This is a genomic window from Methylovulum sp. (assembly GCF_028687615.1).
In the GTDB taxonomy this organism is placed as follows: domain Bacteria; phylum Pseudomonadota; class Gammaproteobacteria; order Methylococcales; family Methylomonadaceae; genus Methylovulum.
The window spans coordinates 1-13,123 of sequence record NZ_JAQTZU010000048.1; the positions used below are offsets into that span (position 1 = coordinate 1).

General features: G+C 49.8%; 14 protein-coding genes. 6 read left to right on the plus strand and 8 right to left on the minus strand.

Annotation, left to right across the window (positions count from 1 at the left end):
* Positions 1–923: 923 nt before the first annotated feature.
* Positions 924–1,385: an IS200/IS605 family transposase gene (gene tnpA / locus PHH59_RS16485; protein ID WP_300018818.1), complete on the minus strand. Its 462-nt coding sequence runs from the start codon at positions 1,383–1,385 to the stop codon at positions 924–926.
* Positions 1,386–1,694: 309 nt separating this feature from the next.
* On the minus strand, positions 1,695–4,178 hold the full coding sequence (locus tag PHH59_RS16490; protein WP_300018821.1) for a DNA methyltransferase: 2,484 nt from the start codon (positions 4,176–4,178) through the stop codon (positions 1,695–1,697).
* 175 nt (positions 4,179–4,353) lie between these two features.
* On the opposite strand from PHH59_RS16490, the gene PHH59_RS16495 reads away from it, so the two are divergent.
* Together PHH59_RS16495 and PHH59_RS16500 are read left to right on the plus strand one after the other, a co-directional pair.
* Positions 4,354–4,563, plus strand: a complete 210-nt coding sequence (locus tag PHH59_RS16495; protein WP_300018824.1) for a hypothetical protein — start codon at positions 4,354–4,356, stop codon at positions 4,561–4,563.
* A 208-nt stretch (positions 4,564–4,771) separates the two neighbouring features.
* The gene (locus PHH59_RS16500; protein WP_300018827.1) at positions 4,772–5,095 is read left to right on the plus strand and encodes a hypothetical protein; all 324 of its coding nucleotides are present in this window, start codon (positions 4,772–4,774) and stop codon (positions 5,093–5,095) included.
* A gap of 83 nt (positions 5,096–5,178) precedes the next feature.
* On the opposite strand, the gene PHH59_RS16505 is transcribed toward PHH59_RS16500, so the two are convergent.
* Entirely contained in the window at positions 5,179–5,496 is a 318-nt protein-coding gene (locus tag PHH59_RS16505; protein WP_300018830.1) for a LysR family transcriptional regulator, read from the minus strand.
* Between the two features lie 119 nt (positions 5,497–5,615).
* Between PHH59_RS16505 and PHH59_RS16510 the strand changes: the two genes are divergently transcribed.
* Complete coding sequence (locus PHH59_RS16510) at positions 5,616–6,080, plus strand: DoxX family protein (protein ID WP_300018833.1); 465 nt, start codon at positions 5,616–5,618, stop codon at positions 6,078–6,080.
* Positions 6,081–6,117: 37 nt separating this feature from the next.
* Positions 6,118–6,720 carry a nitroreductase family protein gene (locus PHH59_RS16515; protein WP_300018836.1) on the plus strand — a complete coding sequence of 201 codons (603 nt, stop codon included), beginning with the start codon at positions 6,118–6,120 and terminating at the stop codon, positions 6,718–6,720.
* Between the two features lie 464 nt (positions 6,721–7,184).
* Here PHH59_RS16515 and cobT read toward each other — a convergent pair whose 3' ends face one another.
* The 4 genes from cobT to PHH59_RS16535 are packed head-to-tail and all read right to left on the minus strand — an operon-like array spanning position 7,185 to position 10,060.
* Complete coding sequence (gene cobT / locus PHH59_RS16520; protein ID WP_300018839.1) at positions 7,185–8,222, minus strand: nicotinate-nucleotide--dimethylbenzimidazole phosphoribosyltransferase; 1,038 nt, start codon at positions 8,220–8,222, stop codon at positions 7,185–7,187.
* Entirely contained in the window at positions 8,213–8,872 is a 660-nt protein-coding gene (bluB, locus tag PHH59_RS16525) for a 5,6-dimethylbenzimidazole synthase (RefSeq protein WP_300018842.1), read from the minus strand. The genes cobT and bluB overlap by 10 nt, the downstream gene beginning before the upstream one ends.
* A gap of 32 nt (positions 8,873–8,904) precedes the next feature.
* On the minus strand, positions 8,905–9,768 hold the full coding sequence (locus tag PHH59_RS16530) for a quinoprotein dehydrogenase-associated putative ABC transporter substrate-binding protein (protein WP_300018845.1): 864 nt from the start codon (positions 9,766–9,768) through the stop codon (positions 8,905–8,907).
* Between the two features lie 16 nt (positions 9,769–9,784).
* Positions 9,785–10,060 carry a hypothetical protein gene (locus tag PHH59_RS16535; protein WP_300018848.1) on the minus strand — a complete coding sequence of 92 codons (276 nt, stop codon included), beginning with the start codon at positions 10,058–10,060 and terminating at the stop codon, positions 9,785–9,787.
* A 230-nt stretch (positions 10,061–10,290) separates the two neighbouring features.
* On the opposite strand from PHH59_RS16535, the gene PHH59_RS16540 reads away from it, so the two are divergent.
* The gene (locus PHH59_RS16540) at positions 10,291–11,034 is read left to right on the plus strand and encodes a heme-binding protein (RefSeq protein WP_300018851.1); all 744 of its coding nucleotides are present in this window, start codon (positions 10,291–10,293) and stop codon (positions 11,032–11,034) included.
* Between the two features lie 76 nt (positions 11,035–11,110).
* Here PHH59_RS16540 and mepA read toward each other — a convergent pair whose 3' ends face one another.
* A complete protein-coding gene (gene mepA, locus PHH59_RS16545; protein WP_366145475.1) occupies positions 11,111–11,935 on the minus strand; it encodes a penicillin-insensitive murein endopeptidase in 825 nt (274 codons plus the stop codon).
* Between the two features lie 882 nt (positions 11,936–12,817).
* Here mepA and PHH59_RS16550 point away from each other — a divergent pair.
* Positions 12,818–13,024, plus strand: a complete 207-nt coding sequence (locus tag PHH59_RS16550) for a hypothetical protein (RefSeq protein ID WP_300018853.1) — start codon at positions 12,818–12,820, stop codon at positions 13,022–13,024.
* The last annotated feature ends 99 nt before the right edge of the window (positions 13,025–13,123 follow it).

Here is a 13,123-nt window from a genome sequence, read left to right on the forward strand (position 1 = left end):
TTTGATACAAACATTTCGCCCCGCCGGGGCCGCCTCTGGCCGCATGTATTTTGCTACGAACATTTCGCCCCGCCGGGGCTGCCCTGGCCGCATGTATTTTGCTGCAAACATTTCGCCCCGCCGGGGCTGCCTCTGGCCGCATGTGTTTTGCTGCAAACATTTCGCCCCGCCGGGGCCGCCTCTGGCCGCATGTGTTTTGCTGCAAACATTTCGCCCCGCCGGGGCCGCCTCTGGCCGCATGTGTTTTGATACAAACATTTCGCCCCGCCGGGGCCGCCTCTGGCCGCATGTGTTTTGCTGCAAACATTTCGCCCCGCCGGGGCCGCCTCTGGCCGCATGTGTTTTGATACAAACATTTCGCCCCGCCGGGGCCGCCTCTGGCCGCATGTATTTTGCTACGAACATTTCGCCCCGCCGGGGCTGCCCTGGCCGCATGTATTTTGCTGCAAACATTTCGCCCCGCCGGGGCCGCCTCTGGCCGCATGTATTTTGCTGCAAACATTTCGCCCCGCCGGGGCTGCCCTGGCCGCATGTATTTTGCTGCAAACATTTCGCCCCGCCGGGGCTGCCTCTGGCCGCATGTATTTTGCTGCAAACATTTCGCCCCGCCGGGGCCGCCTCTGGCCGCATGTATTTTGCTGCAAACATTTCGCCCCGCCGGGGCCGCCTCTGACCGCATGTATTTTGCTGCAAACATTTCGCCCCGCCGGGGCCGCCTCTGGCCGCATGTATTTTGCTGCAAACATTTCGCCCCGCCGGGGCCGCCTCTGGCCGCATGTATTTTGCTGCAAACATTTCGCCGTCTACGCGGTTGAAAAACCGTTCATTATGAATGCCTTGCCCCAGAGGGGCAAAATGTTTGTAGAAACAATGTCCGGCCATAAACAACCCCGTAGGGGTGAAATGTTTGTGGATGTTTGCAATTAATCCGCCCATTCAAATAAATATTCGGTTTTGTATTCAATTTGAAATTTTTCCAAAAATTCAATGTATTCATCTTTAAATGTTTTCTTTTGATGGTGTATGGGCTGGTTGAGGATGTATTTTGTCACCGCATCCAGCAGCGTCCGATTGTACGAAAATGCACCATAGCCTTCTTGCCATTGAAATTTAAAATCAATAAATCGCTGTTCATTGATCCATTTTGACGAATGGGCTTTTATGTCCCTTGTTAAATCTGCAATGGATTGTTTCGGATTTAAACCCAGCAAAATATGGGTATGGTCAGGCATGCAATAAATGGCAAGCATTTTATGCCCATTATTCTGCACAATACCCGTAATGTATTTTTGCAGGTTTTCCCGAAAACGCTCTTGTATAAAGCCATTCCTGCCTTTTACCGCAAAAACCAATTGCACATATAATTGGGTGTATGTATTTGCCATAACAAACCTATAAACATTTCACCGCTACGCGGTTAATAAAATAAAATTTCTTTGGGCTACAAACATATTGCCCCTATGGGGCAAAGCCGTAGAGCGGCGATACGCCTGTAACCGCACCCGCCAGACCACAGCCCCGACGGGGCGATATGTTTGTAAACGCACCATCCTCACAAGCACAGCCCCGACGGGGCGATATGTTTGTAACCGCACCATCCTCACAAGCACAGCCCCGGCGGGGCGATATGTTTGTAGCCACATCACGCAAACGTATAACCCCAGCGGGGTGAAATGTTTGTGACATGTTGTACGTCACAAGCTTATCACCCGCAAACTCTCAATGCCGCGATCATCAATAATCTTCACGGCAATTTTATCGGCCTTGGCGAACGGCAACGATACCGTGCCGCCAAAGGCTTCGATTTTTTCCTCGTCAATTTCCGCTTTCAGGTTACGCGCCAATCTGTCCCAGCCTTCGCCGTTGCCCGCCATAGGGAAAAACACTTGCTTGGGGAACAGGCTGCGCCCATCGTAATCGGTATCGAGCATCCAGAGCGCGATATTCTTTTTGCCGCCGCTTTCGACATTGCCGGTTTTGGGGTTGTAATAATCAAAGCCCAGCACTTCCACTTGCAGCTTGCCGTCCGGCAGTTGGGTCACTTGCACATCGGGCTGGCCGATCAGCCAAAAACTTTCATTGCTGGCGCGTTTCTTCCGCAAATCGTCGGTGAGCAAGTCGGCGTTCATTTGCGCTTTTAGCAGTTTAAAGCCGAGCAAGGCTTCGGGGGTTTCGTCGATGTCCTTGGCGGCTTCTTCTTCAAAGACGAAAGCGCAGAACAGCAACAGATCCGGTTTTAAAAAGCGGGCTTCATCAATCGCCGACTCCACCATGCGTTTGGCCAGCGGCGCGTGTTCCGGGCCGAACACCAGCAAGACTTTTTTGGGCGTGTCTTCTTGGGTTTCGGCTTGAGCTTGCAAGTGTTTGGCGCCTGACAAGGTTTCCACGCGGGAAAAGCGGAGATGAACGCCGTTTTTGGCGCGCACGCCGGTTTTCAGCAATTCATCGCGCCATTCGCCTTGGCGGTGGGTTTCGCCGGAACGGGCGATAGAACTGTCCGCGCCACTGGGTTCATGGTCGAACGCATCCAGGCTTTTGGCGTAAGGCGCAGGCACGGCTTCGACGGTAAACGGGCCGGTCACGCGGGTCTTGTTGGTTTCTTTTAACGGCTGGTCAACCAGTGTTTCGGTGGCGGGCGGTTCGTTGTTGGCGATGCTTTTTAAGGTGATGTGCGGTACGGTTTTGTAGACAAAGCCGCTGCTGATGCCTTCGCGGGGACGCGCCAGTTGGTAGTAATCAAAGTTGGCGGTCATCAGGCGTTGTTTCGCCAAGGCCAAGGCAATGCGCGAGGTGTCGCAGGTGATCCAACGCCGTCCCCATTGTTCGGCGACATAAGCCGTCGTGCCGCTGCCGCAGGTGATGTCCAGGACTAGGTCGCTGGGGTCGGTGGTCATTAGGAGACAGCGCTTAACTACTTCGTCGGATGTTTGAACCACATACCTTTTTTCACGCGCACCAACTGTATTTCCCCAGTAAGCATTAATCTTCGAAAGATTGTCTTCTGCATACATTACATATCTTAGATATTTTCCTTCAACTTCAATACGATTTGATTTTACCAACCTCTTCATTCCGTCTGAATTTGAAGGATAGCAAGCACCAATTGGGGGCAAATACTTTTCGCCATTATATTCAACTTCAAAATGGCTATTTGGGCTGTATGTTGGAGGCCACATAGAAACAAGTCTAAATGTCTTTGCTTCATTCGGTAATAAAGCGTGGTTATTTAATTGTTCATCTGTCATTTGAAACCGACTTCCATTCGGTAATTCATACCATTTCCAATGAAAATCTCCAGTAACATCAGGTACGAAATATAGTTGGCGATATTTGCTTTTTAATGCTTCTTTATTTTTTCCATAGAAAAGCAAAAAATCATTCATTTGTTCAACAAAAGTCGCCCCCAGTGGCATCGTCTTTTTTCTGAAAGGAATCAAAGCAACAAAATTCCCCACCCCAAAAACCTCATCCATAATCTCCCGAACATGATGCACATTCTCGTCGCTGATTTGCACAAAAATGCTGCCGCTTTCCGCCAATAATTCCCGCGCCAACAGCAATCGATCCCTTAAGTAAGTCAAATACGAATGGATGCCCAATTCCCAGGTATCCCGAAACGCCTTGAGCATTTCAGGTTCCGCGCATAAATCCTCGTCCTTGCCGTCCTTGACATCGCGCTTGTTGACAAAGGGCTGAAAATTGCTGCCGTATTTGATGCCATAAGGCGGGTCGAAGTAGACGCACTGCACTTTGCCCGCCATGCCTTCTTTTTCCAGCAAGGAATTCATCACCAACAAGCTGTCACCGGCAACCAGCCGATTGCTCCAGTTTTCTTTGTGCTGGTAAAACGCCAGGGCTTCGCGCAAGGGTTTGGGTTCGTCGAACAAGCTCATCTGGCCGCCGTCGTCCCGGGCTTTTTTCACCGTGTCGATGATGGTTTTGGCGTCGATGCGCTCATGCACATGCAGGCTGACGGTCGGCACGTCAAAACTTAAGTGTTCGGCCTTGCCCGCCCATTGCAGTTGCGGGTCAAGATGCGGGTCATACTGGTAGCTTTGCTTGTCGCCTTTTTCCGGGTCGGTTTTGGGCGTGACCAAGCCGACAGGGGGATTATTGACCCGCTCTTTATCCGTGTGGGTGTAATGTTCAATGGGTTTTTGCGTGTCTTTTTTTGCCATCGTGGACTCGGGAGGAAGTTGGGTTTTGTTGGTTAGTTTGCCGCATAATTGATGCAAGAAACCATCTATTTTGAGCTATATTATAGACTCGCTTAAACGTATCATACTGGTTAGTATAGAATCGGTTCAGATTGTATTGGATTAAACCGTTTAATGAGTAATAGCAGGCTACAAAATGGAAGATTTTGATTATGTAGGAAAACCCGATGGATACAAAATGGGTGAACGCGAAAAACTTTTGGTTGCCGGACATAGTTTCAACACATCGTGGTCAAGACGGGGTGAAAACATGGGCAATGTGGGCGTAAACATCGAAACCGGACAAGTACGGTTGATTTATAACCTGATGTTACGCAGACATTTTCTACGAATTGAAAATAACTAATAATGTCTATCTGTTAAATAGACGGTGATGAAAGACATAAGTCGTGGTGCAAAAATCTTTTAACATGGGTGCCGGGTGGAACGGGGCTTCAAAACCCCGTCCTTAAGGTTTCAAAATCGCCATAGGTGCTGAAAACGTTACGGAACGGGTGATAAATCCGTTCCGGCTCGAAACCAAGGCGTGATGTAATAAGCAGGGGATGTGAAAAATGTGTGGCAAGGTGACGAATACGTTGTTGATGGTTTGGCTGTGTGTTTTGTCGGTGCCTGTTTCGGCAGAGGGGGACGGGGCGACAAAAAACTATTGCGCTGATCCAGCCGATAAAAAGGAGTTTGAGGATTTATTGGGGAAAAATCCGACAGACAAGGGGATTATCCGGCTGTTTGCCATACGCCAAGGTTTATGCGACATGATCGGCAAGCAACAAATTCCGTTGGAAACGGGCATGGATTTATGGGCGATAGAACGCCAGAAAACTATGCTTGAGCGGACGCAACAACGGTTGAACCGCTTGACTAAAAAGATGTTGTGAGCGCGTCCAATAGTTTCCACTTTCCACAGCCTGCTTCGAGCTGTCCACATTTTCAAGCCTCAAGTTGTTCAATATTTTTTGATTTAACAAGCAACTCGGCGGATAGGGAGTCCACAGCGTAACCTAGCGCAACAACCTTTCAACAAACTAATGCAAGACCTTGCCTTTATTCGAGGTTTTCCACGCCCCTGTTCAAGCAACACTTTGCCCGCTTGGGTCAACACCGATTTGCGGCCTTCTTTGCGGAACAGCACGACGTCCAAATCCTGTTCCAGTTTCTGCACCGTGTACGAGATTGCCGACGGGACACGGAACAAGTCCTGCGCGGCGGCGGCAAAGCTGCCTTTGCGGTCTATCGCCGCCAATACTTCCAGCGCGTCTAAGGTGATGGGGTATTTCATGGGGGGCCATTGATCAAATTATTTGAACCTATCAGACAAAAATCTTCGCTTTTTATTCTATCTGCCCGCTCTATAATGTCAGTGGACATTAAATTTGCTTTCTATTTTAAGAGGTTGTTATGAAAAACTGGCTGACTAAAAGTTTGATTTCCCATGCGGGGTTGGAAGCAACCGTATTGCGTTTGCCCATCGGTTTGATTTTGGCGGCGCATGGCGGACAAAAGCTGTTCGCCTGGTTTGGGGGTTATGGTCTCGAAGGTACGGGACAATGGATGGCATCGGTGGGTTTGCAACCAGGATTTTTGATGGCGTTGTTGGCGGGCAGTGCGGAGTTTTTCGGTGGTGCCGCGCTGATGCTAGGATTAATGACCCGCATCGCCGCCGCTGCCAACGTTTTGACAATGGCGGTGGCCCTGCTCTGGGTCCATGCCAGCCAAGGTTTTTTTATGAGCGCACATGGCATTGAATACGCGCTGGCCTTATTGGCGGCGACAGTTTCCTTGATGATTATGGGCGGTGGTCAATATAGTTTGGAGCGTTATCTTCTTGATAATGGATTTTTAGGTGAAAACCACGATAATTGATATGTTAATTTTAACAACCGACACTTAGGACGCGACCATGCAACAGAAACCTGCCACAACTTGCGTAAAAATCCATGACATTATTGCGAACCGTTGGAGCCCACGGGCGATAAATCCTGACAAACCCGTTAGCCACGGCGATTTGCTGGCCTTGCTGGAAGCGGCGCGTTGGGCGCCTTCTTGCTTCAACGATCAACCGTGGCGGTTTATCGTCTGTGACAAAAGCACGGATGTGGCAAGCTGGGAAACCGCGCTGGACACCTTGGTGGAAAAAAACCGCCTGTGGGCTAAAAATGCGCCCGTGTTAATGCTCGCGGCGGCGATGGCGAATTTTACCCATAACGGCAAACCCAACCGTTCGGCGCAATATGACACGGGCGCAGCCAGCACCAGCCTGTGTTTGCAAGCGACAGCGCTAGGTTTGGTGGTGCACCAGATGGGCGGGTTTGATGCCGAAAAGGCACATAGCGTGTTCGGGTTGCCTGACGACTGTACGCCGATGGCGATGATGGCGGTGGGCTATCAGGCTGAGGTGGATATTCTGGATGAGGATTTTAAAGCCGCAGAATTGGGGGAGCGTGTACGCGCCAGTTTAGACCAGCGATTTTATGCGGGGAAATGGGGTGTGGGGATTGAATAAGCGATCCGTGAAAGTCAGGAATCGACTTGGATTGCTATAAATCCGTTCAGCGCATCGAGACTTCATAGTTCCCACGAAGAGCGTCACTGCCATTAATTTAATGAATTTATATTTCATTTTCAAAAAGATAGATCGCTGCTTGCCAAGCTCCGACTTGGCAACCCAAGTCTCAAAAGCCCTTGCTTCGAAAATGATACGATTGTATTTTTGCGATGCATATCAATCGTAGGTCGGGTTAGCGTCAGCGTAACCCGACATTTGGGTGCTGATGCGTCGGGTTACGCTATCGCTAACCCGACCTACAAATTTATTCGTAACTGATTGTTTTAGTTTGATTAAAACCTTAAGTTAATGGCAGTGAAGCCACAGCTTGGGAACGAGCGTCAAAATCTGCTCGCCGCACCGTATGTTTGCTGGTTCATTATTTTTCGTGTTTTTCGTGTTTCATTCGTGGACGATGCCTGTCACTGGTCAACCCCTGCCTCGGCAAACGTCGCCATTTCATTGAGGAACAACACCGCCGATTGCAATAAAGGATACGCGATGGCACAGCCGGAACCTTCGCCCAGACGCATGTCCAGAGTCAGCAAGACGTTGGCGTTGAAATGATTTAACAAAGCCTGATGGCCGCGCTCATTGGAAACATGGCTGAACACGCAGTAATCCAGCACCGCCGGATAACACAGGGAAGCTACCAATAGCGCCGCACTGGCGATGAAACCATCAACAATAATCACCATGCCCAATTCGGCGGCTTGAAGATATGCGCCAGTCATCATGGCAATTTCAAAACCGCCGAAGTGCGCCAATACTTCCCAAGGTGACAAGTCTGATTCGCCGTGATGGTCTAGCACTTGTTGCAACACGGCGGTTTTATGACTAAGCCCCGCATCATCCAAACCCGTGCCCCGCCCTACGCAATCAGCCAGTGGCATTCCGGTCAAACGCTGGACGATGAGGCTGGCCGAGGCCGTGTTGCCTATGCCCATTTCACCAAAACCTATGCAATTGCAACCCGTCGCATGGCAATTGTTCACCAGTTCCGCGCCTTGTTGCAATGCCGCCGAACATTCCTCCGCAGTCATCGCCGGATGTTCCAGACAGTTTTGGGTCCCGTAAGCAATTTTGGCGTGAATCAAACCGGTATGCGCCGACAAATCGGCATTGACTCCCGCATCGGCAATCAGCAATGTAATGCCGTGTTGTCTGGCAAAGACATTGATCGCCGCTCCACCTGCCAGAAAATTGGCGACCATTTGCGCCGTGACGCTTTGTGGAAACGCGCTGACCCCCGCAGCAACCAAGCCATGATCACCCGCAAAGACGATGATGTGTGGATGGTCAAGAGTCGGTGTTAAGCTGTTTTGGACCAGGCCGATTTGCAAGGCCAGGGTTTCCAGTTGGCCTAACGCACCTGGCGGCTTGGTTTTTTGGTCGATTTTTAGTTGTAGCGCGGTTGCCAATGTTGAAGGCGGCGGCGTGATAGTGAATTCTAGCTGCACGGTGGCGTATTCCAAGTATTTTCAAAAATGAGATCATCGAGATTCTGGCGGGAAGCCCAAGCTTCTTGTTCCAGGAGCGGCTGGTCATAAAACGTGGCGACATGGCCCAAACATAAAATCGCCACCGGATGGCTGTCGGTTGGCATGTCCAGCAGGGTTTTGACCGCTTCCGGTGCGAACATCGACACCCAACCCATGCCCAAACCCTCGGCGCGGGCCGCCAACCATAAGTTTTGGATGGCGCAGGACAAGGAGGCCAAATCCATCTCCGGCAAGGTGCGCCGCCCGAATACATGCGCCTCGCGTTGCCCACATAAAGCCGCGACCAAGACTTCCGCACACTCCAAAATGCCTTCCACTTTCAGCTTCATAAAACTGTCTTCACGCTCATGCAAAGCTTTAGCGGTGAGCAGGCGTTCCTGTTCGACCAATTGGTGCAGTTCTTTCCGAAGAGCCTGACAGCGGATGCGGACAAACCGCCACGGCTGCATAAAACCGACGCTGGGCGCGTGGTGGGCGGCTGCCAATAGCCGCCGCAATTGTTCGGGTTCGATAGGGTCAGATAAAAAATGCCGCATGTCGCGGCGTTCATAAATCACGCGATAGACAGCGGCAATGTCAGTATCGGAATAACGGTTGTTAGTAGGCAAATGGATTACCGTTTAGTTGTTTCAGCACTAATTCAATCATCGTCATCCTTGTTTTTCGTTGCTTTAGGAATCTCCAACAAGGGAATCCCATACTCCTCGATAATTTGCCGAATCTCTTTAGATTTTGATTGGATCAGCTTATCCAGCAGGGCTTTTCTGGCCTTATCGCCATTGCGCACACCCATCGCCATCGAAAATTCAAACGGTATGCCGGGCGATGATGGCATAGGGATCATCGTGTAACTGTTTTTGGGGCTTTGCGACATGATGTAACCAGCCAACGGCCCCCAGAGGATCACCATGTCAATTTTTTTGGCCTTCAGGTCTTTGTCCAACTGCATGGCGATATTGTTTTCATCATCGCCGGACATGGATTGGTACGGTATGCCTTGGTCGAGCAAGCCGTTTTTCTGCATCCAGGTTGTGCCCGGGCTGCGGTCAAACATGGCGATTTGCAATTTTTCCTGGCGTTGCAAAGGCATCAGCACCAGTTGTTTGGTGTCGGTAATATCGTCCCAGCCACGGCCTTTGGCGATCAGCAACACATAAGTCGAGCGGTAATAAGGCGCGGTGGTCAGCGTCATGTCGGAGCCGTCCGGCACGTTCATGACCACGTCGCATTTGAACTCTTTGCTATCGACTTCTTTGTCGTTGACGGGGGCGTTCAAGGTATTGCGGATAAAGCCGATACGTTGCGGGAACCAGGTGTATTCCAATTTTTGCCCCAATTCCTTGGCGAACAACCCGGCAATCTTGTTCTCAAAACCGTCTTGTTGTTTGCTGGAATACGGCGGGTTGAGCGGGTCGGCGCAGACCTTGAAGGTTTCTTCGGCACTGCTTGTAAAAGATAAGGCGGTCAAACAAAGACCCGCAAGTAGTTTAGTGATGCTCATCATGGCCTCTGGTTTAGTATCAACGATCAAGTTCTTCAATAAAGGTATTTTCAATCGGCACTTGCACATAATGTTTGTGCTCGTCCCAGAAATAGTAATAGCCTTTCTCGTTGGTCGTGACTTTGCCGTTTTTGATAATCCAGCTTTTTGAAGTCGAACCATTGGCATACGTCACTTGATAATCACTATCAAGCAATTCAACGACTTTTCGGGACAACTGGTTTTGCTGGTCTTGGGTGCAGCCAGCTAAAATTCCCAGGAAAACAGCTAATAGGGCTATTTTGATTATTTTCATTAATACCTCCGGTTTACATGATTTGTAAAAACAAATGCGTCGATAATGTAAAGGTATTTTACACACAAGCAATGCTAAATAGTAACAACCGCGGCTTGTGGACAAACTACAAGGGAAGAACTAGACTTTCCGCATTGAAGCCATCATGAGCAATGGTTTCAATCTATCGTCTGGCAAACTTCCAGCTATAGTAACTAGCACGATTAACATACCCAATAGTGAGAACAACAATGAAAAAAACAATTACATCGTTCATGTTTGTCAGTACTCTAGCACTATCATCAACTGTCGTCATGGCGGCTTGTAAAGAATTACCTAACCACGCTGCTTTAACCAGTGCTTTATCTGCCGCACAAAAAGAAGCTAACGGCGGTTTTGGATTGAACATGTGGGCAACCGTCGTTGACCGTGATGGTGTCGTCTGCGCGGTGGCGATGACTGCTCCTAACAGAGGCGGCCAATGGCCCGGCAGCCGAGTCATTTCTGCACAAAAAGCCAACACGGCCAATGCTTTCAGTTTACCTCGCCTGGCCCTCTCAACTGCCAATTTATACTCAGCCGTACAACCCGGTGGCAGTTTGTTTGGCCTGCAAGAAAGCAATCCAGTGAATGTGGAAGCCGCCTATCGTGGCCCATCTCAGAATTATGGTACTGCCAGCGACCCACTGGTAGGTCAAAAAATAGGCGGCGTCAATGTTTTCGGTGGCGGTTTGGCCCTGTATGACGCCGCCGGTAAATTACAAGGTGGCATCGGTGTGAGTGGCGACTCCTCATGCGCCGACCACAACATCGCCTGGAAAACCCGCCAAACCCTGAATTTTGACCATGTTTTCGCTGGTGTTAGTGCTAAAAACGGTGATGACAATATTGTTTATGACATTACTGGCATAAACAGTGCCAGCGGTTGGGGACATCCGGTTTGCAGCCAAGCGGCGAAAGATATTGCCGAAAGCTTTCCTAAGGCTGGAAGTTAATTTCCTTTTGTCTTGCTGACAAAAAAGCCGCTGTCCGCAGCGGCTTTTTTTTGCCTACAAGATACCTATCTGCCTATTAATCTTTCAACAGCTTATGGCATAAAGCCGGTAACGGTGGAGTCGGCGCTGGTTTTCCAGATGCAGGCTTTTTAGCTTCTGCAGAAAACCACCACGCCAACCCCGAATCACAGCCGTCACCGGATGGCAACGGCTCCTGCGCCACACAATGCGGATTGCCAAGGGGACATTTCAAGCGCACATGGAAATGATCGTCATGCTTCCACCACGGACGGATTTTTCTCAGCCATTGGGTTGGCATATTTTTGTTTCGGCATAATTCCCGCTTGACACTAGGATTGACAAATATGCGGTCAACTTCAGGCATACGCGCCGCCGCTTCCAATACTTTGGCATTAGCTGGCGACCACTGTGAAAAATTAAGCGCGTCGGAATGACCCGCCAGCACCGAAGCCGCATTCCACGTTTCCCGTTCATTGCTAGTCAAACTGCGCTTGGCCGCTTGTTGCGACAACAAAAACCAGATATCCACATCCAAACCGGTTTGATGGCTACGGTGTCCGGTCAATGTCGGCCCGCCGCGTGGCTGGCCTAAATCCCCCACCAACAACACACCCAAGCCTTGCAACGCCGTGGTTTGCCCTAAATGCTCGATAAATTGCTTCAAATCAGGATGACCGTAAAAACGGTTCCTGGACAAACGCATCACCTGAAAACCCAAGCCTTCTTTAGGCAAAGCCACCGCCCCACTCAAACAACCGTTATTATAAGTGCCAATACTTTGCGCCGTGTCGGCAATGCTGGCAGGATGCGATGCTTGCGACCATGTATTTGCCTGGATTTGAGTGGAAATCAATAAAGCGATAACACCCAAGAAAATAATTTTTAACACTGCCCCTCCTATATATAAAGTGTAAAAATACGATTTTATCTCTAGTTACACCCGAAAACACTACGCCCGTAGACGGGGCTAAGGTACTCCCCATTGTCTAGACCAAAATCCCATACCCTAGTCTGATTGAAAAACCGTATACCTTTATAGAGCAATAACCTTTGATTTAGAAGATGTTTTTTTATTTCAAAGTGGTTCGTTTTCAAAGTGAGATGGGAGTAAATAGTGCCTGACTGGGAAAGTTAAAAATTCTTAAGGCCATCTATCCAACCCCGCCAACTGGAAATACCGCCACTTATACCGCCAAAGATGCCAGTATAACAATGTATCCACGCACATCGCTGGACAATAAAAAACCCGCCAAGCCATACAGCTTGCGGGTTTTTGTACTTCTTTGCGAACGGGTCGGTCAGCCTGCCGATACTCCAGGGGCCGCTCACGGCGTCGGCACATGAGGGTATCGAAAAGCATTGCAGCCAGTACGCCTTATGCGTGCATACCCTCAAGGGCATAAATGACTGGTCGCGGCTAAGCTATAAGCACCTTAACAAAACCGACACTTACGCCACTAGCGCCCCGTGTGGGTGTCACGCACGAAACGGATGTGGGTTACGACCTGCAATCCAGCTTGATCGTCATGATTGCTTACGGAATACTTTACGCCAAAAAACGCAACGCTGACGGAATAGTTGGACGCTATTTTAAGATACGAAGAAGCGGGATTCTACTATCTTGGTGGTTATTAAGCTATTGATTATGTGGAGTCAAAAAACATGTTTTTTGACTCCAAGACGGACTCAAACAAAAATCTCTTGATACTGTTTTTAGCGTCCAACTATTCCGTAAGCAATCATCGTCAGCGACCGGACGGGGTTGCCGCTGGCACCGGTGGCGCAACGGCTGGTCAGTGCCGACGGCAGCTACGCCACCTACGGCGATAAGGCATCCCCGTCACCCGCCAAAAACCATCTGGAGGAGCTGAGCGATTGCATCCGGCATTTGGACGCGCAAGGCTTCCCCAAGCCTTTAGTGCATCTGATTGACCGCGAAGGTGATACCAATCCCAATAAGTTTCTATGACAACACCGCCCAGCTCCGAGAGCAAAGGGATCGAATGGCGTCCGGTTGCAAAGCAAATTTATTCCAAGCCTGACAGCAGACATCAAGAATGTCGTCATA